The sequence below is a fragment of the Flavobacterium aquidurense genome (assembly GCF_001404985.1).
Classification (GTDB): domain Bacteria; phylum Bacteroidota; class Bacteroidia; order Flavobacteriales; family Flavobacteriaceae; genus Flavobacterium; species Flavobacterium aquidurense_B.
Map to the genome: position 1 here is coordinate 371,471 of NZ_JRLF01000010.1, position 24,461 is coordinate 395,931.

At 33.1% G+C, this 24,461-nt stretch carries 19 protein-coding genes and 2 tRNA genes; 9 read left to right on the top strand and 12 right to left on the bottom strand.

Annotated features, from left to right (window positions below):
- Window positions 1-3: 3 nt before the first annotated feature.
- The 5 genes from RC62_RS10050 to RC62_RS10070 all read right to left on the bottom strand — a co-directional run bounded on the left by RC62_RS10050 (window position 4) and on the right by RC62_RS10070 (window position 3,272).
- Complete coding sequence (locus tag RC62_RS10050; RefSeq protein WP_055095069.1) at window positions 4-321, bottom strand: hypothetical protein; 318 nt, start codon at window positions 319-321, stop codon at window positions 4-6.
- Entirely contained in the window at window positions 309-506 is a 198-nt protein-coding gene (locus tag RC62_RS10055; protein ID WP_055095071.1) for a hypothetical protein, read from the bottom strand. Before RC62_RS10055 ends, RC62_RS10050 begins: the two co-directional genes overlap by 13 nt.
- 159 nt (window positions 507-665) lie before the next feature.
- On the bottom strand, window positions 666-1,679 hold the full coding sequence (gene galE, locus RC62_RS10060) for a UDP-glucose 4-epimerase GalE (protein ID WP_055095073.1): 1,014 nt from the start codon (window positions 1,677-1,679) through the stop codon (window positions 666-668).
- Between the two features lie 15 nt (window positions 1,680-1,694).
- Window positions 1,695-2,135 (bottom strand): nuclear transport factor 2 family protein, encoded by a 441-nt coding sequence (locus tag RC62_RS10065; RefSeq protein WP_055095075.1) that lies wholly within the window; start codon window positions 2,133-2,135, stop codon window positions 1,695-1,697.
- Between the two features lie 3 nt (window positions 2,136-2,138).
- Window positions 2,139-3,272: a DegT/DnrJ/EryC1/StrS family aminotransferase gene (locus RC62_RS10070; protein WP_055095076.1), complete on the bottom strand. Its 1,134-nt coding sequence runs from the start codon at window positions 3,270-3,272 to the stop codon at window positions 2,139-2,141.
- A gap of 135 nt (window positions 3,273-3,407) precedes the next feature.
- On the opposite strand from RC62_RS10070, the gene RC62_RS10075 reads away from it, so the two are divergent.
- Complete coding sequence (locus RC62_RS10075) at window positions 3,408-4,637, top strand: 3-deoxy-D-manno-octulosonic acid transferase (RefSeq protein ID WP_055095078.1); 1,230 nt, start codon at window positions 3,408-3,410, stop codon at window positions 4,635-4,637.
- Window positions 4,638-4,985: 348 nt separating this feature from the next.
- On the top strand, window positions 4,986-5,198 hold the full coding sequence (locus RC62_RS10080) for a hypothetical protein (protein ID WP_055095081.1): 213 nt from the start codon (window positions 4,986-4,988) through the stop codon (window positions 5,196-5,198).
- 115 nt (window positions 5,199-5,313) lie between these two features.
- Here RC62_RS10080 and RC62_RS10085 read toward each other — a convergent pair whose 3' ends face one another.
- The 4 genes from RC62_RS10085 to mutS form a co-directional block, all read right to left on the bottom strand.
- On the bottom strand, window positions 5,314-5,688 hold the full coding sequence (locus RC62_RS10085) for a hypothetical protein (protein WP_055095082.1): 375 nt from the start codon (window positions 5,686-5,688) through the stop codon (window positions 5,314-5,316).
- 196 nt (window positions 5,689-5,884) lie between these two features.
- Window positions 5,885-5,970 (bottom strand) — tRNA-Leu (locus RC62_RS10090).
- Between the two features lie 14 nt (window positions 5,971-5,984).
- Window positions 5,985-6,057, bottom strand: a tRNA-Gly gene (locus tag RC62_RS10095).
- A 161-nt stretch (window positions 6,058-6,218) separates the two neighbouring features.
- Window positions 6,219-8,825 (bottom strand): DNA mismatch repair protein MutS, encoded by a 2,607-nt coding sequence (mutS, locus tag RC62_RS10100; RefSeq protein WP_055095084.1) that lies wholly within the window; start codon window positions 8,823-8,825, stop codon window positions 6,219-6,221.
- A 156-nt stretch (window positions 8,826-8,981) separates the two neighbouring features.
- Here mutS and RC62_RS10105 point away from each other — a divergent pair, with 156 nt between their 5' ends.
- The 3 genes from RC62_RS10105 (at window position 8,982) to RC62_RS23110 (ending at window position 13,433) form a co-directional block, all read left to right on the top strand.
- Entirely contained in the window at window positions 8,982-9,416 is a 435-nt protein-coding gene (locus RC62_RS10105) for a DUF1573 domain-containing protein (protein WP_055095086.1), read from the top strand.
- A 76-nt stretch (window positions 9,417-9,492) separates the two neighbouring features.
- The gene (locus RC62_RS10110) at window positions 9,493-10,035 is read left to right on the top strand and encodes an RNA methyltransferase (RefSeq protein ID WP_055095088.1); all 543 of its coding nucleotides are present in this window, start codon (window positions 9,493-9,495) and stop codon (window positions 10,033-10,035) included.
- Window positions 10,036-10,136: 101 nt separating this feature from the next.
- Window positions 10,137-13,433, top strand: coding sequence for a T9SS type B sorting domain-containing protein (locus RC62_RS23110; protein WP_245176808.1), 3,297 nt, complete (start codon window positions 10,137-10,139; stop codon window positions 13,431-13,433).
- An 84-nt stretch (window positions 13,434-13,517) separates the two neighbouring features.
- Here the strand turns inward: RC62_RS23110 and folK are convergent, their stop codons facing one another.
- Window positions 13,518-14,651, bottom strand: a complete 1,134-nt coding sequence (folK, locus tag RC62_RS10120; RefSeq protein ID WP_055095089.1) for a 2-amino-4-hydroxy-6-hydroxymethyldihydropteridine diphosphokinase — start codon at window positions 14,649-14,651, stop codon at window positions 13,518-13,520.
- A 269-nt stretch (window positions 14,652-14,920) separates the two neighbouring features.
- Here folK and sppA point away from each other — a divergent pair, with 269 nt between their 5' ends.
- The 3 genes from sppA to RC62_RS10135 all read left to right on the top strand — a co-directional run bounded on the left by sppA (window position 14,921) and on the right by RC62_RS10135 (window position 20,439).
- Entirely contained in the window at window positions 14,921-16,678 is a 1,758-nt protein-coding gene (gene sppA, locus RC62_RS10125) for a signal peptide peptidase SppA (RefSeq protein WP_055095090.1), read from the top strand.
- A 13-nt stretch (window positions 16,679-16,691) separates the two neighbouring features.
- On the top strand, window positions 16,692-17,639 hold the full coding sequence (locus tag RC62_RS10130; RefSeq protein ID WP_055095091.1) for an alpha/beta hydrolase: 948 nt from the start codon (window positions 16,692-16,694) through the stop codon (window positions 17,637-17,639).
- Between the two features lie 175 nt (window positions 17,640-17,814).
- Window positions 17,815-20,439 carry an AsmA family protein gene (locus RC62_RS10135; protein WP_055095092.1) on the top strand — a complete coding sequence of 875 codons (2,625 nt, stop codon included), beginning with the start codon at window positions 17,815-17,817 and terminating at the stop codon, window positions 20,437-20,439.
- 70 nt (window positions 20,440-20,509) lie between these two features.
- Here the strand turns inward: RC62_RS10135 and RC62_RS10140 are convergent, their stop codons facing one another.
- Together RC62_RS10140 and RC62_RS10145 are read right to left on the bottom strand one after the other, a co-directional pair.
- Window positions 20,510-21,589, bottom strand: coding sequence for a glycosyltransferase family 9 protein (locus RC62_RS10140; protein ID WP_055095093.1), 1,080 nt, complete (start codon window positions 21,587-21,589; stop codon window positions 20,510-20,512).
- Window positions 21,590-21,847: 258 nt separating this feature from the next.
- Window positions 21,848-22,642, bottom strand: coding sequence for a DUF2797 domain-containing protein (locus RC62_RS10145; RefSeq protein WP_055095094.1), 795 nt, complete (start codon window positions 22,640-22,642; stop codon window positions 21,848-21,850).
- A 260-nt stretch (window positions 22,643-22,902) separates the two neighbouring features.
- On the opposite strand from RC62_RS10145, the gene RC62_RS10150 reads away from it, so the two are divergent.
- Window positions 22,903-24,411 carry a GH3 auxin-responsive promoter family protein gene (locus tag RC62_RS10150; RefSeq protein ID WP_055095095.1) on the top strand — a complete coding sequence of 503 codons (1,509 nt, stop codon included), beginning with the start codon at window positions 22,903-22,905 and terminating at the stop codon, window positions 24,409-24,411.
- Window positions 24,412-24,461 lie beyond the last annotated feature (50 nt).

A 24,461-nucleotide genomic window follows, 5' to 3' on the forward strand; every position in this document is an offset into this window, starting at 1 on the left:
TATTTATAATTCTTTCACTTCTAAACTATTGTTATTTATAATTCCTGTTATCAAATAATTTTGATCTCTTTTTTCAAAAAATACATACCAAGTAGTTCTGGCATTTGGTTTATAAAAAATATAATTTGAACCTAAGTATTGTAATGATTTTGGTCCTTTCTTATGTGGAAAACTAGAAATATTTGAAATCATAAAACTCACAATTTTATCTTTATAATTCTGAGCTGATTCTTCAAAACCAAAATACTCTTCCTTAAAAAGAGTATATACTAAATTATCAAAATAATCCAGAACAGCATCTTTAAAAATTACTTTTTCCAAGGATAAGCTTTTATTCTTTTAGACATTTCAGCTTTAAATTCCTCTGGAGTTAATCCTTTTGAGAACTCAGCATCAAAATCAAAAGTTTCTGGGTCTATTCCTTTAAATTTAGGCTTTTGAATTTCATATTCTACGTCAGGTTCTTCAACCTTATCATTTTTTGAGTCTTCTCTTTTCTTATCCATAATTCCTACAATTTAATCTTACAAATTTACAGAATAAATCAACACAAAATAAAAAATCCCAAACAATCTAATCTGATCATTTGGGATTTTAATATTTTTATCGTTAGACGCACTGCAGAGCGCCTCTACCGAAAACTGCGACTGCGACTGAATACTAATTTACGAGCGAACTTTTTGTTCCCATTTCCAGGCACTTGCCATTGCTTCGTCCAGGCTTAATTGTGCTTTCCAGCCCAAAACATTGTTTGCTTTATCTGTATTTGCATACGCTTCGGTGATATCACCTTCACGACGTGGCTTAATCACGTATGGTAATTTTTTATCGCTTACTTTTTCAAAACTATGAATTACTTCCAGAACTGAACTTCCTGTTCCGGTTCCTAAATTAAAGGTTTCCACTTTTTGTAAATTCTTTTTATTGAACAAGCGCCGTAAAGCAATAACATGTGCTTTTGCCAAATCTACCACGTGAATATAATCCCTAACCGCAGTTCCGTCAGGAGTTGGATAATCATCTCCAAAAACGGATAATTCTTTACGTAATCCTACTCCGGTTTGTGTAATAAAAGGAACCAAATTTTGAGGAACTCCAATTGGTAATTCTCCAATTTCAGTTGTTGCGTGTGCTCCAACCGGATTAAAATAACGTAATAAAATTGCACTTATATTAGTTACTTTAGCTGTATCTATAATGATTTCTTCTCCAATTTGCTTCGTATTTCCGTAAGGAGACATTGCAGCCTGCACTGGAGCATCTTCTGTAATTGGCATTTTTTCGGCTTGACCGTAAACGGTACAAGATGAACTAAAAATAAAACTTGCTTCAGGTTTTTGCTGTAATTCCTGCAAAAGATAGACTAGACTGCTAATGTTGTTCTCATAATATAATAATGGATTCTCAACACTTTCTCCAACTGCTTTTGAAGCTGCAAAATGAATTACTCCGGTAACATCATTGTGTTTTTTAAAGAAATCCTGAACCGCTGATTTTTCTCTTAAATCCAGCTTTTCAAATAAAGGTGTTTTTCCTGTAATGTTGGTTATTCCTTTTAAAACATCTTCTGTAGAATTTGAAAGATTATCAATTATCACAACTTCGAAGCCTTCATTTTGCAATTCAACTACGGTGTGAGAACCAATAAACCCTAATCCTCCTGTTACTAATACTTTCATTTTTTTTGGTTATTTTTATGTAGTTAATTTATAAGCCTGTCTGGCAATAAGAACCCAGTGATTTCTTTGCTTTTGCCAAACAAGCATTATTCCTATCTTAATATCCTTGTCAATTCCCTCATCTTTGGTATGAGCTGACAGAACATGTCTTACTATTGCTACATCATTCTGAATGGTTATCGTTTGGTTTTGAAAATCTATGGTTACAAAATCAGATTTCCCGCTAACGATTCCATCTATAAATTCTGCCTGATTTTGAAAATTGCCATTCGAATGAACATAATTCAACTTTTCAGAAGTTAACGCTTTTAATTTACTTCCATCAGCATCAATCATTGCCTTACGCAAAATTTCAACTTGATTGTTGACAGCGGCTTCTTCTTTTGTATTTGATTTTTGAGCAAAAGCAGAAAACTGAAACAGAATCAAGAGAATTAAAACACGGAAACTTCTCATATTTTATTTATTTAAAAATTCTAAAACCGAATCTGTAATAAATTTAATTTGCTCATCATCTAATTCTGTATGCATTGGCAAAGCAATTACCTCTTTTACTAATTGATTCGTAACCGGAAACTGCTCTTCTTTATAACGAGAATCAACATAAGCTTTTTGAGAATGTAATGGAATTGGATAGTAAATAGCACATGGAATTTGTTTATCCTGCAAATGCTGCAATAAAGCATTACGATCTGCATCGATAATTCTTAATACATATTGATGAAAAACGTGATCATTTTCGTTTGCATCAAATTCCGGAGTTATAATATGTGCATTTCCTTCGAAAGCTGCATTGTATTTTGAAGCCGCTAAACGACGCGCCGCATTATATTCGTCTAAAAGCGGTAATTTAGCATTTAATACGCCTGCCTGAATACTATCTAAACGAGAATTTACCCCCACAACATCGTGGTGATAACGCTCATACATTCCGTGATTTACGATTCCGCGGATAATGTGCGCTAATTTATCATCGTTTGTAAAAATTGCTCCGCCATCACCGTAACATCCTAAGTTTTTAGAAGGGAAAAATGAAGTAGCCGCAACATGACCAATTACTCCTACTTTACTTTTTGTACCGGATTTCGAAACATAATCAGCACCAATTGCTTGTGCATTATCTTCGATTACATATAAATTATGCTCTGCAGCAATTTCCATAATCGCATCCATATTTGCAGCACGACCAAATAAATGTACCGGAACAATTGCTTTTGTTTTTGGCGTAATTGCTTTTTTAATGGCATCGATATCAATGTTCATATTCCTGATATCAACATCTACCAAAACCGGAGTTAGCTGCAATAAAGCAATAACTTCAACAGTTGCTGCAAAAGTAAAATCAGCAGTAATTACCTCATCACCGGGTTTTAGATCTAATCCCATCATGGCAATCTGCAAAGCATCTGTACCATTTGCACACGGAATTACGTGTTTTGCACCCAAATAATCTTCCAGATTTTTTTGAAATTGATGCACTAAAGGCCCGTTTATATAAGTATTTGTATCTAAAACTTCTTGAATTGAAGCATCAACGGTAGTTTTTATTTTTTCGTATTGACTCTTTAAGTCAACCATTTGAATTTTTTTCATTTTCAATATATTTTTAAAATTAAAGATCTGTTTTTAAACCAGAATCTCTAAAAGGAGGAACAAAAATAGTTATTTAATACCTTCAAACCAATGAAAATAATCGAAAGAAACGTAATTTAGCCAAAAAATAAACAGATGCTTTTTCTATATAATTTAGTTATTTCTATTGCAGGTTTTTTTCTAAAAATTGTAGCGCTTTTTAGTCCGAAAATTAAGCTTTTTGTCGATGGCAGAAAAGATGTTTTTAGCATTTTAGAACAAAAAATAAAACCAACAGACAAAACCATCTGGTTTCATTCTGCCTCATTAGGAGAGTATGAACAAGGTTTGCCCGTAATCGAGAAAATCAAAAAAAAATATCCTGATCATAAAATCATTGTTACTTTTTTCTCTCCTTCCGGATACGAAGTGCGTAAAAATAACACAGTTGCCGATATTACTGTATACCTTCCGTTAGATACCAGAAGCAATGCTAAGAAATTTTTAAAAATAGTACATCCTGAATTCGTGTTTTTCATTAAATATGAATTTTGGCTTAACTATCTAAAAGAACTGGAAACAAGCAAAACTCCTACTTATTTAATTTCAGGAATTTTCAGGAACAACCAGATGTTTTTTAAATGGTATGGTGGTTTTTACCAAAAAGCATTAAAAGCGTTCACCTACTTTTTTGTCCAGAATGAAAGTTCGAAAGAAAAAATTGAGAGCATAGGATTTCACAATGTTATTGTTTCTGGCGATACTCGTTTTGATCGCGTAAATGCAATTTTAGAAAGAGACAACAAGCTTGATTTTATCGAAAATTTTAAGAACAATACCCCTACTATAATAATAGGAAGCTCCTGGCCAAAAGATGAAGCTTTACTAGCTGAATACATTAACCAGGCACCTGAAAACGTGAAATTTATAATAGCTCCTCACAATATAAAAACAGACCAGATAGCGAGCCTTACATCACAAATCAGGAAATCTACTGTTTTGTTTTCAGAAAAAGAAAATCAGGATTTATCACAATACAATGTATTTATTATTGATACGGTTGGATTACTGACTAAAATCTACAGCTACGGAACAATCGCTTATATAGGAGGAGGTTTTGGAAATCCGGGAATTCACAATATACTTGAACCTGCAACATTTGGGATCCCGATTGTAATTGGACCAAATTATTCCAATTTTGCAGAAGCAGTTCAATTAGTTACACTTGGAGGATGCATCGTAATTTCGAACCATAATGAACTAAAACAAAATCTGGATCATTTACTGGATGACCCAAAATTTTTAGAAGAAAAAAGTCGCATTTGCAAATCGTATATTCAGGATAACACAGGAGCAACTAATACCATAATGAATATCGTTTCTTAAGAGATTTATTCAAACAATACGAGATTTACTGTCGTTATTATTCATAAAAGAGCTCAAAGTAGCTCTTTTTCGTTTTTTGAACTTATCAAATAATGAATCAAAAACAAAATAAACTGCAAGGAAGCGAATAAAAATAGCCAATTCTCTTATTGAATATTCAACGAAAAATAATTAATACAAAAAATACAACAATATAACATAATTTTGGCATTGTGGCATATTATTTGATAACTAAGATAATCGTGAGCAATGAAAATATTTTAAAAAAAAAATAAAAAAATATTTTACATATTAAAAAATTTATATCTTTGCCACGAATTAATAATTAACCTTTTATAATAAAGTAAGATGAAAAAAGTATTTTTAAGTTTAGCTGTTGTTGCTGTTTTAACTGTTGTATCTTGTAAAAAAGCTGACGCTGCAGCTACTGAGTCTGTAGATTCTACTGCTGTTGCTGTTGATTCTGCTGCTGCTGTAGTTGATTCTGCTGCTGCAACTGTTGATTCTGCTGCTGCTAAAGTTGATTCTGCTGCTGCTAAAGTAGAAGAAGTAAAAAAATAATTAGAACCTAAGTTCTAAAGATTTTAAAACCATCCTTGAGATGGTTTTTTTTTGTGCTTAATTTTTAACGATTATCATGCGCAAAAAAAAGCGATCGCCGTGGCGATCGCTTTTTTTATTCCTCAACTTCTTCTTCAACTACCTCATCTTCAAAAATAGATTCGCTTGACGAGAAATCCAAAATCTCCGATTTTGAAGCATATGTTACAATTTCTTTTATTCCCTTCTGTAAAAGCAATTCCGTAGTGTATTTACGACTTGTCGCAAAGTGAACTTCCCCCAGCATCAATTTAAAAAAATACTTCCCTCCAGAGCCTTTAAATTTTAAAAACTTAGCCTGATCTATATTTGCTTTAAATTTCTCAATATCCTCTTCACCTTCAAATTTCAACTCATAACTTAAACTTGTAAATATCACCTTGCCTTTCCTCGAAGTAAACACGAATTTATACTCATCATTAAACCTTTTACTTATTACAAAAGCACCCATTTATTTATTTTAGATTTTAGATTATTGATTTTAGGCTATTAGATTGCCGGATTTATCGATTGTTAGACTTTTCACCATCAGACCACCACTTATCAAGACCACAAAGCCGAGACTGAAAACCGAGACTACAAACCACAAACTAAACATCAGTGAGTTTACACAATAAAAAAAGCCTCTTCAAAAGAAGAGGCTTTAGTACTCAGAGCGGGACTTGAACCCGCACGAACATTGCTGTTCACTGGATTTTAAGTCCAGCGTGTCTACCAATTTCACCATCCGAGCATTATATGGTTTTGAGCGAAAAACGGGGCTCGAACCCGCGACCTCGACCTTGGCAAGGTCGCGCTCTACCAACTGAGCTATTTTCGCATTTCAAATTCTTATAAGAACCGCAATACTTGACTTGTTGTGTATTGCGAGTGCAAATTTAGGACATTTATTCAATTACACAAGCGTTTTTTGAAAAAAAATCATACTTATTTTATAACTTTCTGATAACCTAAACTTTAAACTTGAAAACTTTTTTGATTTTATTTCTTAACCAGCATTCGCTTGATTTCATTCAGCTTCATCAACGCTTCGACCGGAGTTATGGCATTTATATCGAGACTCATTATCTCTTCTTTTATTTCTTCTAATAAAGGATCATCCAGATTAAAGAAACTCATTTGCATTTCGTCTCCGGCTTCTTTAATCCCGTTTAACGCCTCGCTTGAATGAGTCTTCTCTAATTTCTTTAATAACTTTTGTGCTTTCAAAATTACAATTTGAGGCATTCCAGCCATTTTTGCGACATGAATTCCAAAACTATGGGCACTTCCTCCCTTTACCAGCTTTCTGATAAAAAGAACGGTATCTTTTAATTCTTTTACTGCAACATTATAATTCTGTATTCTAGGCAACGATTCTGTCATTTCATTTAACTCATGATAATGCGTTGCAAACAACGTTTTTGGTTTCCCCGGATGCTCATGCAAAAACTCCGCAATCGCCCAGGCAATCGAGATTCCGTCATAGGTACTGGTTCCTCTACCAATTTCATCCAGTAACACTAAACTACGATCTGAAATATTATTCAAAATAGAAGCCGTTTCGTTCATCTCAACCATAAAGGTAGATTCTCCCATCGAAATATTATCCGACGCTCCTACTCTGGTAAAGATTTTATCTACAATTCCCATTCTTACACTATCAGCCGGAACAAAACTTCCCATTTGAGCCAATAATACAATCAGGGCGGTTTGCCTTAAAATAGCTGACTTACCAGACATGTTAGGACCGGTAATCATGATGATTTGCTGCGTTTCTCTGTCTAAATATACATCGTTGGCAATATATGGAGTTCCAACCGGCAATTGTTTTTCGATAACCGGATGTCTTCCGTTTTTAATTTCAAGCTCGAAAGTTTCATCAATCTCAGGACATACGTATAAATTCTCTACCGCCAATTGTGTAAATGAACACAAACAATCTAATTGCGCCACCAAATTAGCATTCATCTGAACAGGCTTGATATAAGTCGCAATCCAGGCTACTAATTGCTCAAAAAGATCAGTTTCGATTTTATGAATTTTTTCTTCGGCACCTAAAATCTTTGTTTCGTATTCTTTTAATTCCTCGGTAATATAACGCTCGGCGTTTACCAAAGTTTGTTTACGAATCCATTCTGTTGGCACTTTATCTTTATGTGTATTTCTCACTTCGATATAATAACCAAAAACATTATTGAAAGATATTTTCAAAGACGAAATTCCTGTTCTTTCTGATTCTCTTTTTTCTATTCCTTCCAAATATTCTTTTCCTGAAGTTGAAATCGCACGCAAATCATCCAACTCTTCACTAATACCTTTTGCAATTGCATTTCCTTTTGCAATCGCAACGGGCGCATCCTGATTTAAAGTCGTTTTGATTTTTTCTCTCAACAAATCACACGCATGCAAACTATCTCCAATAACTTTTACCGCTTCTTGCGGACTTGCGAGCGCTAAAGTTTTGATCGGAATAATAGCATCGAGAGATTCTTTCAAATAAACAATTTCGCGCGGTGAAACTTTTCCGGCAGCAATTTTAGAAATCAAACGTTCTAAATCTGAAATTTGTTTGATTTGATATTGAATATTATACAGTACTTCAGAATTTGCTTTCAGATACGAAACCACATCATGACGTCCTTTTATTTTATTACTATCTTTTAATGGTAAAGCCAGCCAGCGTTTTAGCAAACGTCCTCCCATTGGCGAAAGCGTTCTGTCGATAACATCTAAAAGTGTTACAGCATTTGGGTTATAACTATGATATAATTCTAAGTTTCTAATGGTAAAACGATCCATCCATACATAAGCATCTTCGGCAATACGCTGAATCGCGGTAATATGCTGTACACGATTATGCTGTGTTTCGGACAGATAATATAAAATCGCTCCGGATGCAATAATACCTTCTTTTAATTCTTCGATTCCAAAACCTTTTAATGAAACGGTCTGAAAGTGTTTGGTAAGGGTTTCTAAAGCATAATCTTCTTTATAAATCCAGTCTTCCAGATAAAAAGTATGAAAATCTTCTCCAAAAGAAGCTTTAAAGTCTCCTTTATTATTCTTGGGAACCAGAATTTCACTCGGATTAAAATTCTGCAATAATTTATCGATGTATTCTGCATTTCCCTGAGCGGTTAAAAACTCTCCGGTGGAAACGTCAAGAAAAGAAACTCCGATATTTTTATTAGCAAAATAAACAGATGCTAAAAAGTTATTTGTTTTTGATTGTAAAACCTCATCATTTAAAGAAACTCCGGGAGTTACCAACTCAGTAACGCCACGTTTTACAATAGTTTTGGTCATTTTAGGATCTTCAAGCTGATCACAAATAGCCACACGAAGTCCTGCCTTTACCAATTTTGGTAAATACGTATTAATAGAATGATGCGGAAAACCTGCTAATGCCGTTTCCGTTTCTGAACCTGCGCCTCTTTTGGTCAGGGTAATCCCAAGGATTTTTGAAGCTCTGATAGCATCTTCTCCAAAGGTTTCATAAAAATCACCTACTCTAAAAAGCAAACATGCATCAGGATATTTTCTCTTGATTTCGTTATACTGTTTCATTAAAGGTGTTTCTTTCACCACTTTCTCTTTCGCTGCCAAATTATTGTGTTTTAAATGAAAATTAAGACAGCGAATTTATAATATTTTAAAGGAATATCGAAGAGGATCAAAAATTAAAATATTTTAAGATTTTTTTATATTAAGATATAAGATTTTTATATAGATTTGTTTATAATTAAAACAAAGATTCTAAAGATGAAAAAAATAATTTTATTTGCTATGTTAGCTGTAGTTGGAATTACTGCTTCTAACGCTCAAGCTAAAAAAACAACTGCTAAAGCTGCTAAGGTTGCTAAGGTTGAAGGAGCTGGAATGGCTTTCGAAACAGAAACTATTGATTACGGAACTATCGCTCATAATGCTGATGGAAAACGTGAATTCGTTTTTGTAAACAACGGAACTAAACCATTAATCATTACAAATACACAAGGATCTTGTGGTTGTACTGTACCAACAACTCCAAAAGAGCCTATCGCTCCTGGTGCTAAAGGTATTATTGGTGTAAAATATGCTACTGACAGAGTTGGTGCTTTTACAAAAACAGTAACTGTTACTTCTAATGCTGAAGGACAACCAACAAAAGTACTTACTATTAAAGGTACAGTTTTACCAGATCCAGTAAAAAGCTAATCTGAAAACAAAATAAAATAATCGAAAAAGCTTCCTTATCTTTGGAAGCTTTTTTTATGACCTGAATTTACACCCAATGAGAAAACTTGAAAATAGTGAACTGGACAGAAAATCAATTGAAGATTTTAAAAAATCAGACAAAACACCTCTTATAATAGTGTTAGACGACATCCGTAGTCTACATAATATAGGATCTGTGTTTAGAACTTCTGATGCTTTTTTGGTTGAAAAAATAATCCTTTGCGGTATTACAGCAACTCCTCCCAATAAAGAAATTCATAAAACTGCTCTTGGTGCTACCGAAACTGTAGCTTGGGAACATCATGAAAATGTATTGGAAGTTATTGAAAATCTTAAAAAAGAAAACGTAATAACAATGGCTATTGAGCAAGTGGAAAGCTCCGTTTTTCTTCAGGATTTTAAAGTCGAGAAAAATCAAAAATATGCGCTTGTTTTTGGTAATGAGGTTTATGGCGTTGCTCAGGAAGCGGTTGCAATTTGCGATGGCTGTATAGAGATTCCGCAATTAGGAACCAAACATTCCCTGAATATTGCCGTAAGTGCGGGAATTGTTGTTTGGGATTTGTTTCAGAAATTAAACTGGCCAACTACGATTTAACGAAGAGCTACTATTTTTACAAACAAAATAACTGATTACCAGCATTTATTTTACAATTCTCTTAAGTACATTTACGAAAGAGAATTAGAAATAGATTGCTTATGAAAAATAGAATTACCTGGTTTTTATTTTTAATTGGTTTTTTCGGTTATGCCCAATTTACACCGATTCCTGATCCAAACTTTGAAAAAGCTTTAATTGATTTAGGAATTGACAGTGGCGTAATTGATGGTAAAGTTCTAACAGCACAAATTAGTGAAATAACATCTTTAGAAATTCCAGGAAAAAACATTTCAGATTTAACAGGAATTGAAGCTTTTGTAAAATTAGAACAACTAAACATTGGCGCAATTGATAATGATCCAACTCAAAGAAACAGAATCAGTACTTTAAACCTTTCCAGTAATTTATATCTTACTTTTTTAATTTGTAGTTTCAATGACTTAACACAGCTTGATCTCTCCAATAATATCTTTCTAAAATTATTATACGCCGAGAATAATAAACTTACCAGTATTGATATTTCTAAGAATATAGCTTTAACCACTTTTCTTGTTAGAAATAATAGTTTAGCAACTATAGATTTAAGCAAAAACACCTCTTTAAACAGTTTAAATTTAGATAATAACTTATTATTAAATTTAGATATTTTCAGTAACTTACTTTTAACTGAACTGTACTGTGCCGGCAATCAATTAGCCACTTTGGATATTTATAAAAACACCCAAATCATATCTTTAAACTGCAGTTCGAATAAACTATCAAGCTTAAATACTTCTCAAAATGTTAGTTTAAACCATTTAAAGTGCGAGAATAATCAAATATCAAGTTTAGAGCTTAGCAAAAACGTAAACTTAAAAACTTTGTATTGCAGTACCAATCAATTAACGGGATTAAATGTTTCTAAAAATAAGTATTTGGATGATTTATTCTGCGATTCTAATCAATTATCAACTATAGACATTGCTCAAAATCTCATTTTGAAAAGTCTTAGTATTGAAAAAAATCAATTATCAAATCTGGAAGTTTCAAATAATACTGCTTTAGTGGTGCTTCATTGCAGTTCGAATAAACTATCTGAAATTGATGTATCAAAAAACATTGCTTTAACTCATTTACTAATTAGTGACAATCAATTAAAAAATTTAGATCTTTCTAAAAATCCGGTTTTAGCAGTTTTATATTGCAACAATAATCAATTAGTCAGCTTGAATTTAAAAAACGGAAGTAATAGTAAAATAAGCTATTTGGATCTTAAATCGAATCTGAATCTTAGCTGTATACAAGTAGATAACAAATCTTACTCTGACACTAACTGGTCATTTTATAAAGATGCCAGTGCAATGTATGCTGATAAATGTAATGCAAGTACCACTCTCCCGCCAGTACTCAGTGCTTCAGGCGATCAATTTTATTGCCCAACAGACAACATTAAAATTGTTACTGATTTTTCTATAACACATGATCCTGGCGAAACGGGAACACAAGCAGTATATATTCAAATCTCTTCGGGTTATTCTTCCGGTTTTGATTTGCTGAAACTTTTAAATCCTTCTTTGTACCCCAATATAAAAGAAATCTGGGATGCATCATCAGGCAAGCTGACTCTGACAAATCCAGCTGGTATCGATTTATTGTATTCAGATATAGTGGCTGCAGTAAAAGATGTTGTATTTACAAATTCTTCAGCAACAGCTTCAGGAACCAGAACTTTTTCTATAACTATTGGTCAAGCCAATTATTTGCCTTCAACCCAACATTATTATTTATTTGTTCCCAGTATTGGTATTACATGGTCAGCTTCAAAAACTGCTGCTGAAGCCAGAAATTACTATGGATTAAAAGGATATCTGGCTACTATTTTATCTACGGATGAAGCTAAATTAATTGGAGAACAAGCTTCCGGAACAGGATGGATTGGAGGAAGTGATGCTGAAACCGACAATGTCTGGAAATGGGTTACAGGACCTGAAGCGGGAACTATTTTCTGGAACGGAACTGCAAATGGATCAACTCCAAATTTTGCTTTCTGGAATAATGGAGAACCAAATAATCAGGGAGGTAACGAAAAATATGCGCATGTTACACAACCCGGAGTTGGAACAAAAGGATCCTGGAATGATTTATCTAATACAGGAGATCCAAGCGGCAATTATCAGCCTAAAGGTTATGTGGTAGAATATGGCGGCATGCCAGGTGAATTGCCCCTGAAAATTGCCGCGAGTACTAAAATTACGATTCCGGTTGCAACACCTGATCCAAATCTAAACTCTGTTTGTGATTCAGGAAGTTTTACATTAAACGCAACAGCAACAGCCGGAGCAACAATTAGCTGGTATGATTCGGCAATTGGAGGAAACTTACTAAAAACCGGTAATTCATATACAACTCCAGTATTAAATACAACGACAACTTATTATGTTGATGCCGGTTGCGAATCAAATAGAAAGGCGGTTGTTGCTACTGTAAATTTAACCCCAAACCAACCTGTTGCTACTTCTTCAACAGTTTATAATTGCGGATCCGGAAGTGTAGTTCTTGAAGCCAATGCAAATGTTGGTATCATTAATTGGTTTACATCTTCTACTGGAGGAACAAGTGTTAATATGGGCAATAGTTTTACCACACCCGTAATTTCCTCTAACATTACTTATTATGCAGAGGCTTCAAATAGTATGTGCATCAATTCAAATCGCACACCTGTAAATGTTGTAATTTATACTCCTCCTGCGGTTATAAATGAAACTTTGGATTTATGCCAATTTCAAAAAATTACACTCGACGCGGGAATCACAGGAATGACTTATTTATGGAATAACGGCGCAACATCTCCCACTATTGATGCAAATGCCGGAGGAACTTACACAGTAGACGTTACAAGTCCTGCACCTGAAAATTGTACCAGCCGAAAAACAATAATAGTTAATGAACGCCTGGTTCCTCAAATAGATCGAATTGATGTAAACGGAACGACAGCTGTAATTTACCTAAAAAAAGAACTGGATTATTTTGAATATTCCGTAGACGGATTTAACTTTCAGGATTCAAATGTATTTTATAATGTTCCGGGTGGATTACAAAATGCAGTTGTGAGAGAGAAAAGCGGTTGCGGACAAACGACACAAAACTTTGTCGTACTTGTTTTTCCAGCCTTTTTTACTCCAAATAATGATTCTTACAATGATTTATGGGAAGTAACAGGAATGGAAAATTACCCAGAAGCAGAGGTTACTATTTTTGATCGTTATGGAAAATTAATTGCACAACTAAATACTTCTAAAATGAGTTGGGACGGAACTTTTGAACAAATGCCTTTACCTGCTTCGGATTATTGGTATGCATTGAAAATTGATAATTCAAAACCTGTTTTAAGAGGTCATTTTGCTTTAAAAAGATAGTTATTCATTAGATAATTTGCGCGTTAGAAAATGAGATAATTGAAAATTACGCTGCGAGAATTATCTCATTCCCTCATTGGCACATTAACTTAACTTCTTCTGGATTTCGTTTAAGATAAAAATATAATCCTCGTGTTTTTTCACAAAATCACGATCTGATACATCTATAATCAAGACATTTAAATCGGTTTGGGATTTAATATAATCCAGATATCCATTATTGATTTTATCCAGATATTCGGCTTCAATATTCTGTTCGTAATTTCTGCCGCGCTTTTTGATATTTTGAAGCAATCGTTCTGAATTCTGATACAAATAAACGTACAAATCCGGTTTTGGCATTTCTTTGTATATAATATCAAATAAGTTTCGATATAAACGATATTCGTCTTCGGCTAAAGTAATTTTAGCAAAGATCAATGATTTAAAAATATGATAATCGGCTACTATAAAATCCTTAAACAAATCAAACTGTGCCAAATCATCAGATAATTGCTGATAACGATCTGCAAGGAAAGACATTTCTAATGGAAAAGCGTACCTGTTTTGATCTTTATAAAATTTGGGCAAAAATGGATTGTCTGCAAAACGTTCCAAGACCATTTTTGCATTAAAATCTTCGGCTATTTTTTGTACCAAAGTAGTTTTTCCTGCTCCAATATTTCCTTCAAAAGCAATGTAATTAAATTTTTCTAAGGCAATCTTACGTAAAGGCTGTTTTAAATCCTGAACTATTGTGCAAACGCTGTCATCTGGTGAAATTGCAATTAATTCCGGAATAGATTTCTGAAAAACAGGATGTTTCCAACCTAATTTTAAATCCTGCACGGGCAACAAAACAAAATTCCTGTTTTGCATTAAAGGATGGGGAACCTGCAATTTTTCAGAATCAATAATTTCATCATCAAAAATAATCACATCCACATCGATAATTCGGGATTGATATCCTTGCTCATTAGATCTGATACGCCCTAATTGTTTTTCGACTTTTAGAACCTGATTCAGTATTTTTTGTGCTGATGAAGTGGTGTGCAAAAGCAAAGCACAGTTATAAAAAGCATCGCTCTCAAAGCCCCAGGCAGGAGTTTCATATAGTTTTGAAACTCTGATTACAGTTCCTACTTCGTGATGTATCAAATCGATACAACTTTCGATGTTTGCTAACCTGTTTCCCTGATTACTTCCTATAGATAAAACGACTTGATGCTGTGACTTCATAATTAATGCAAATTAACTAAAACTATTTCAGAATTACCCACATTATTTAACTCAAGAATCAGAAGTTTACAACTGTTTCTGATTTTTTATTTCCTTTTACACTTCAAAAAAACTGCGGATATCCTACAAAATATCCTATCTTTAATTTAGAATTTAAAAAATGTAAAAAGTACAAATATTTGGTCAAATCGTGTATAATAAATAATTTGTTTTTAGAGTACATTTGTAACAAACCAACCTTTTTTGCTACTTATTAAAAAAATATACTTATGAAGTTTTTAGGAAATGTAATTGCCACAGTTGTCGGTATTTTTGTATTTATCATGTTCTTCTTTTTCGGAATAATTCTTATTGGAGCTATTTTTGGAGGAGACGACACGGTTTCTGTCAAAAATGATTCGGTTATAGAATTAAATTTAAAACAAATTCAAAATGATTATGCCGGAAAATACAAAGATCCATGGGTTACTGTTTTCTCAGAAAAAAAAGGCGTTGGGTTAACGGATGTTATCAATGCAATCGAAGCGGCAAAAAAAGATGACAATATCAAAGGAATTTCGATTCTTAATGATGAATCTTCTTTAGGTTTGGCTCAATATAAAGATTTGAGAAATGCTCTTGAAAGCTTCAAAAAATCAGGAAAATTCGTTTGGGCATACGCCAATACTTATTCTCAAAAAGAATACTATTTAAACTCTGTTGCCAATACGGTTTATATAAATCCAGCCGGTGATTTAGATTTTAAAGGGCTTTCGTCTGAAGTAATGTTCTTTAAGGATTTTCAGGATAAATCAGGGATTCATATGGAAGTGATTCGTCACGGAAAATATAAAAGTGCGGTTGAACCATTTTTAGAAAATAAAATGAGCGATGCCAATAGAGAACAAGTTACTGCACTTTTAAATTCGATCTGGACAACTGTTTCTACTGATATTTCAAAAAGCAGAAATATTCCTCTCGATAAATTAAACGAAATCGCAAACGGTTTATTGGCAAGAACTCCGGAAATGGCAAAAGCACAACATCTGGTAGATATTATTGCTTATGAAGATGTGTATCATAATGCAATCAGAAAAGCTTTGAAAGTAACCGGCGATGATGACTATAACAAAATTTCGATTTTAGATTATACTCAAAATAATATTACAACAGCGTTAACCAATACTGCAACAGATCAAATTGCTATTATTTATGCTCAGGGCGAAATACAAAGCGGTGAAGGTGATGTTACCGTAATTGGTGAAGGTTCTATGCGTCGCTCTTTACAAGAAGCCCGCAAAGACGAAGATGTAAAGGCAATTGTTCTTAGAATTGACAGCCCAGGCGGAAATGCTTTAACATCTGACCTGATCTGGAGAGAAATTGAAATCACCAAAAAATTAAAGCCTGTTATTGTTTCTATGGGAAATTATGCTGCATCAGGAGGATATTATATTGCCTGTAATGCCAATAAAATTTTTGCAGAAAGCAATACAATTACAGGTTCTATTGGGGTTTTTGGAATTTTGCCCAACTTTACACCTCTTGCCAATAAATTAGGTATTAATACTGAGCAGGTAAAAACACACGAGAACTCTGCAAATTATAGCCCTTTTGTGCCTGTTGATGAAAAATTTAAAGCTTTTACTCTTGAAGGTGTTGAACATATTTACAACACTTTTGTAACACATGTTGCCGAAGGAAGAAAAATGACTTTTGCACAAGTTGATGCTATTGCACAAGGAAGAGTCTGGTCCGGATCTGAAGCTTTGAAAATTGGTTTGGTAGATAAAATTGGCGGTTTAAATGACGCCATTGCCGAAGCTGCAAAAATTGCTAAAATAAAATCATACAGTACACAGAATTATCCTGAATACGAAAAAACATTCAACGATTTACTTTCTAATTTGCCTTTTGCACAATCGAAAGAAGCTTTTATAAAAGAAGAAATTGGCGAAGAGAATTATATGCTTATTGAGCAGGTAAAAAGACTTCAAAAACAAAAAGGAGTTCAGGCGATGCTTCCTTTTGGATTAAACATCAAATAATTCTATTCGCAAAATGAAAAAAATATTTGTTCTTATTGTCTTTTTATTTTTGAGTGTAATTCATGCTCAGGATAAAAGCGAAATTACTTTTAAAGAATCTCCTTTGATTTTAAAGATTAATATCGATCAGATTTTTGGTACATTGACTACTCCGGATTTAAAGACAAAATATCCGGTAGCATTAATCATTTCAGGTTCAGGACCAACAGACAGAAACGGAAATAATGCAATGATGAAAAATAATTCCTTACAAATGCTGGCAGAAGCATTGGCAAAAAACGGAATTGCATCATTACGATACGATAAAAGAGGAATTGGTGAAAGCAAAGCTTCGGCTGTTTCTGAGCAAACTCTGGTCTTTGAAAATTATACTGAAGATGCTAAAAGCTGGATTAATTTATTGAAACAAGACAAGCGTTTTTCTCAAGTTATTGTTATTGGTCACAGCGAAGGTTCTTTAATTGGTATGATTGCCGGAGCAAAAGCAAACAAGTTTATTTCTATTGCGGGTCCGGGAGAATCTGCAGATAAATTGATAAAAGCACAAATAGCTTCCAAATCAAATAAACAATTAGAGGAAATGACTTTCCCTATTATTGACAGCCTGAAAAGCGGAAATACGGTAAACAAAGTAGACCCAATGCTTAATTCGCTTTTTCGAGCAAGTATCCAGCCTTATTTAATTTCCTGGTTTAAATACAATCCGCAAACAGAAATTAAGAAATTAAATGTTCCTATTTTAATTCTGCAAGGAAATAAAGATTTGCAGGTAACAGTAAAAGATGCAGAACTTCTGGCACAAGCCAATAAAAATGCAGAACTTTTAATCGTAGAGAACATGAATCATATTATGAAAACTATTGACGGTGATACTCAAGCCAATATAGAAAGTTATACAAATGAAACATTACCCATCTCAGAAATCATGACTAAAAAGATTGTTTCTTTCATAAAAAAATAATCCAAATCATAAAATCATAAAAAATCCGTTTGAATATATATTCAGGCGGATTTTTATTTTTTAGTAAAAATTAAAAATATTCTTACATTTTACAAAAACTTTATCTTTGAACTCAATCAAAAAAAACTATTTTTGCAAGGAGTCAATTATAAATTAAATCCTCAAATCTATTTATATGTTAAAGAAAATTTTAAAAATTACAGCCATCGTTCTCGTGGTGATTGTAGCCGCATTATTTGCCATTCCGTATTTCTTTAAAGATCAAATAAAAGCTAAAATTGCAGATGCAATCAACGAAAGTGTTGATGCTAAAGTAAGTTTTGCTGATGCTGATTTAAGTTTGTTCAGGAACTTCCCGAATGCAACGGTTGGAATCGAAAAACTGCTAATCATTAACAAAGCACCTTTTGAAGGCGATACATTGGTTTCGTTAGGTGAATTGAATTTAAAAATGAGTATCAAAGAACTTTTTAAAGGAAAAGATGAACCTTTAAACATTCAGGGAATAAGCTCTACAAATGGTTTAATTAATATTATTTTTAATAAAGACGGTGTCGGTAACTTTGATATTGCTTTAAAAGATAAAAAAGAAACAAAAACGGACGAAGCAAGCAAACCACTTTCTTTAAAAATTCAGAACTATAAAATCGAGAATTTCACTTTTAGATATATTGATCAGGGTTCTAAAATAAAAATGGTTATCGATAGTCTGAACCATGAAGGAACCGGAGATTTTACGAATTCTAAATTAGATCTAACGACAAAATCTACAGCTAAAGTATCTTTGGATATGGATAAAATCAATTACATGAAAAATGTAAAGTTGACCCTTGATGCTGTTTTAGGAATTGACTTGGAACAAAGTAAATATACTTTTAAGGAAAATAAAGCCTTAATCAACCAATTGCCTTTAGAATTTGACGGTTTTATTCAGATGGTTGATGCAGGTCAGGTTTATGATTTAAAGTTTAAAACGCCAACCTCATCATTTACCAATTTCTTAGGCCTTATTCCTTCAGCTTATTCTTCAAGCTTAGAGGGTGTAAAAACAACCGGAGATTTTACTGTTGTTGGTTTTGCAAAAGGACAATTGACAGATACAACTGTTCCTAAATTTAATATTGCAATTGCATCAAACAATGCTTCTTTTCAATATCCTAACTTACCAAAATCAGTTCAGAATATTGTAATTGATACTAAAATCATCAATGAAACCGGAATTTTAAATGATACTTACGTTAATTTAGACAAGCTGTCTTTTAGAATCGATCAGGATGTTTTTAATGCTAAGGCAAATATTAAAAATATAACGGTTAATCCGTTTGTAGATGCGGCATTAAAAGGAACTATTAATTTAGCTAATCTTTCAAAAGCATATCCAATTAAAATAGACAAACCTCTTGCAGGTATTTTAAAAGCAGATGTAACAACTCAATTTGATATGGCATCTGTAGAAAAAAGCCAATATCAAAACATAAAAAATGCCGGAACGATGAGTTTGTCAGGATTTAAATATACGGATGAAAACAACAAGTCAATGAATATTAGTACGGCTTTGGTTGAATTTAATCCAAGTACAATTAACTTAAAGAAATTTGATGCTACAACCGGAAAAAGTGACTTAAGCATTAATGGGGTTTTAGAGAATTTTTACGGTTTTATGTTTAAGAAACAAGAACTGAGAGGGAATTTTAATATGAGCTCAAACCAATTGGCTGTTGATGATTTTATGACTGCCGGAGAACCTGCTAAAACAGGAACTGCAGCCGGAAAAGAAACAGAAACAAAATCAACACCGGCAAAACCTGCTGAAGCAATGAAGATTCCTGCCTTTTTAAATTGTACTATAAATGCAAAAGCAACAACGGTTTTGTATGATAACTTAAAACTAAAAGATGTTTCAGGAAAATTGATTGTTAAGGATGAAAAAGCAACTTTAGAAAACTTTAAAACATCTATTTTTGGAGGAACAATTGGACTAACGGGAACGGTTTCTACAAAATCAAAAGTACCTACATTTGATATGAATTTAGGCTTTAATCAGGTTGATATTGCGCAAACTTTTACGCAATTGGATATGATGAAAAAAATTGCACCAATTGCAGGAATCATCAATGGAAAATTAAACTCTACCATAAAATTAAATGGAAACCTTGATGCGAATGAACTAACTCCGGATTTAAAATCTATTTCAGGAGATTTAATAGGCCAGTTACTTTCTACAACTGTAAATGCTAAAAATTCAACTGTATTAAGTGCTTTAACTTCTAACATTAAATTTCTTGATGTAAACAAGGTAAACCTGAACGATATTAAAGCAGCCTTGACTTTTGATAATGGAAAAGTAAATGTAAAACCATTTGACATTAAATATCAAGACATTAAAGTTACTGTAGGCGGAACGCACGGTTTCGACCAAACAATGAATTACAACTTGAAGTTAGATGTACCGGCAAAATATTTAGGAAGTGAAGCAAATGCCTTTATTGCAAAAATGTCTGCTGCAGATGCTGCAAAATTGCAAAACATTCCGATAAATGCGCTTATTACAGGTAATTTCTCTAATCCAAAGGTTTCTACAGATATGAAAACTGCGGTTACAAGTTTAACGACCCAATTAGTAAATCAGCAAAAAGAAAAATTAACTCAAAAAGGGACTTCTGCCCTTACTGATTTAATCAATAAAAATACAAAAGCAAAAGATACGACTAAAGCTGCCGCAACTGAGAAAGAACAAAAAACTCAGGAAGCTACGAAAAAAGCCAGTGACTTAATCAATGGTTTATTCAAGAAGAAATAAGTCTTGTAAGCATAAAAAAAATAGGCATCTGGTTAGTATCAGATGCCTATTTTTTTATGCTTATAATTTATTAAATGGCTTTTGAATAGCTATTTAATTTCCCGTTATTCAATATTGAATTTATTGTTCTCAGATAATCTTTTTGGGTATATGTTTTAACATCTACCGCAATACTGGAATTATCATAAGGTTCGTATTTTTTGATGTTTGATACTGAAAACAAACCAATCGTTGGTGTTTGTACAGCACTTGCTAAATGCATAATACCACTGTCTGCACCAATAAACAAATCGGCATTGGCAATCACAGAACCTATTTCGCGAATATCTTTGCTGTAAAATGATGGTGTCTTAAATGCAATTTGGGAAACATTTTCTACCGGTAAAATTTCGAGGATATTATAATTTTTATATTCTTCTTTTAGTTGGGCATAAAAATTTTCCCACCATTCTTCTGATAAACATTTTTCTCCTGTTGCAAAGGTAAATATGCAGATTGTTCTTTTATCATTATGAAACAGATCGTTCAAAATTTTCTTTCCTTCGGCAATTTCAGAAGAAGATAATTTAAGATCTAAAGGTGGTATAATTTTATTGCTTTTAGGAACTCTGAGTTTGGTTAAGTAATATCGAAAGTTATATACTGGATATTTAGCAATATGTTCGTAATCATTTTTTACAAGTTGAGTTTCTTCATTAGAATCTCCGTAAAATTTATACTTGGCATTTGAAAACTGGACTGCCAGACGTCCTGAAGAAGAATTTTGATCTACATTGATCGCAATATCATAATTTTGTCTTTTTATTGAAATCCAGACATTCATATATTTCAATAAACTTTTGAAAGGTCTTTTTGGCAAGTCGATTATCTTATCTATATTTTCATAATTTTCAAAAATAATTGGGGATAACGTTCCCTTAACAAATAAATCGACTTTACAATTTGGAAATATTTCCGTGACTTCCTGAACGAGAGGTGTTATCAATAATAAATTTCCTAATCTTCCATTTGGTCTGCAGATCAGGATTCTTTTTATATCTTTTTTATCAACTAAAATAATATCTTCCTGTGATCTCGCTTTACCAATATTCTTAGTAAGATTGCGCATTAAGCTACGCCTGAAATTATTTATTTTTGCTACAACACCCATCTTATAAAATAGATTACGAATTATTAAATCTGCATTTGAATTTTAGAAAAATCAAGAAATTCAACTAGCTTAAAACTAGTATCTTTTTTTTTCTAAAAGTAAATTCTTTCAATAAGCTATTATTACAAAATTGTAAGGAAATGTATCAACATTCACATATTCAGCTACTTGAAAGAGATTTAAAACTACAAAAAGTAATCTACAAATAATTATATATTAGACCGTTAGTCCAATACGGTAGACGGTTGGGTAATAAAACTAGACGTTTATAGTGACAACATATCCTTCTGAACTACGAACATTGAAAACCGTTCCGTTTTCAAAAATCAAATACTGCCCTTTAATTCCCGTTAATTTTCCGTGAAAAGATGGTGTTTTATCGAGATTTAAACTGGCAACTTTAGCAGGATAATGAAGAACCGGATAATTTAACTGGTACACATCATTTTTTTGAGAATAGAAATACTCTTTTGCTTCATCAGGAATTAAGCTTTCAACTTTTACTTTCTCTGCCAGAAGATCAAAGCTTTCCCCTGTATTTTGAAGCATCTTTCTCCAGTTTGTTTTATCTGTATAATGTTCTTTTAAAGCGACCTCAGTAATACCGGCTAGATATCGATTAGGCACCTCAACCACTGCAATAGCCTGCGTTGCGCCCTGATCGATCCAACGGGTTGGAACCTGGGTTTTACGTGTTACGCCAACTTTTACTTCACTTGCCAAAGCCAAATAAACAACATGAGGCTGGAGTTGCACTTTTTGCTCATATTCAAGATCACGATCTGCAATCCCTAAATGTGCTGTACTTAATTCAGGTCTCATAATCCAGTCACCAACTGCCGGACTGGAATAAAAACAATCATAGCAAAATCCCTGACGAAATATTTTTTTCTTTTTATGACAATTCAAACATTCATAACCTGCAAAATTAATCTCAATCTCTTTATCCAAAAGTTGATTCATATTTAGAAAACTGTCCTCGAAAACCAGATAATATTGAATTGGGGTTCCCATTTCAGTTTGCATTTTTGTAAGTACGCCTTGATATGTCATAAGATTTTTAGATTGTAGATTTCAGATATTAGATTTCTCTGATTGTGAACTTTTATTTGTTAAAATTCCAATTATGTATTGGAATCTTTACTTTTATAGAACTGTTTTTTTACAAAAAAACACTATTTTTGATACAACGGCAAAGTTAGTATTTGTCGATCGATATTCAAATTTTATATTTTTTGATTTTCGCATTAAAAGAAAAAATCTAAAATCTAAAACCTCCCGATAGTTATCGGGACTAAAATCTAAATTGACTCATGCCCTTATCAATAATAAATTCGTTTGCCTCCTGGGTTCTGAAACAAAGGATACATCAAATAGAACTTTTTCTAAAATATCCCAACGAAGTTCAGGAAGAACTGCTGCACAATTTATTAACAGCATCAGAGAATACAGTTATAGGCAAACAATATGATTTTGAGTCTATAAAGTCATATACAACTTTTGCTGAAAGGGTTCCTATAGCAACTTATGAAGAATTACAACCTTTAATAGAACGTACGCGTCAGGGTGAACAGGGCGTTTTTTGGGAAACTCCTATAAAATGGTTCGCCAAGTCAAGCGGAACTACTAATGCAAAAAGTAAATTTATTCCGGTAAGTACCGAAGCTTTAGAAGATTGCCACTATAAAGGAAGCAAAGATTTGCTTTGTTTGTATTTGAACAACAATGAAGATTCTGAATTGTTTTTGGGAAAAAGTCTCCGTTTAGGCGGCAGTTCTCAGATTTATGAAAACAACAATACTTTCTTCGGGGATTTATCTGCTATTTTGATTGAAAATATGCCTATATGGGCTGAATTCAGCAGCACACCAAGCAGCAAAACATCCCTAATGAGTGAGTGGGAAGCTAAAATTGCTGCCATTATAAACGAAACCAAAAATGAAAATGTAACCAGTTTTGCAGGAGTACCATCCTGGATGTTGGTTTTAATGAATAAGGTTTTAGAAAATACCGGTAAAGAAAGCTTGCTGGAAATCTGGCCCAATCTGGAAGTTTACTTTCACGGAGGCGTGAGTTTTTCTCCTTATAAAGAACAATATAAAAACATCTTACCTAGTAAAGATTTTAAATATTACGAAATATACAATGCTTCTGAAGGCTTCTTTGCAATTCAGGATTTAAATAATTCGAGCGATTTACTACTAATGCTGGATTATGGTATTTTTTACGAATTTATTTCGATGGATACTTTTGGAACTCCAAATCAAAAAGTAATTCGTCTGGCTGATGTCGAACTCAATAAAAACTACGCAATTGTTATTACGACCAATTCTGGTTTATGGCGTTATTTAATTGGCGATACGGTTCGTTTCACCTCTTTAAATCCATACCGAATTCGTGTTACAGGAAGAACCAAACATCATATTAATGTTTTTGGCGAAGAGTTAATGGTCGAAAATACGGATCAGGCAATTGCCAAAGCATGTCAGGTTACCCAAACTGAAGTTATCGATTATACGGTTGCTCCTATTTTTATGCAGGACAAAGAAAAAGGTGCTCATGAATGGATGATCGAATTCAAGAAAAAACCAGCTGATGTTGGTCTTTTCCAGAAAGTTCTGGATGAAACCTTACAGACTTTAAACTCTGATTACGAAGCCAAACGCCACAACAATATGACGTTGAATCCTTTGGTGATTAATGTTGCGCGTGAAAACTTATTCTATGATTGGCTTAAAGAACGTGATAAACTGGGCGGACAACATAAAATTCCGAGACTTTCGAACCAAAGAGATTATTTGGAGCAATTGAAGGAGATGTAAAAAGTTTGCCACGAATTTCACGAATTTTAGCTAATTATTATCGCGTGTGT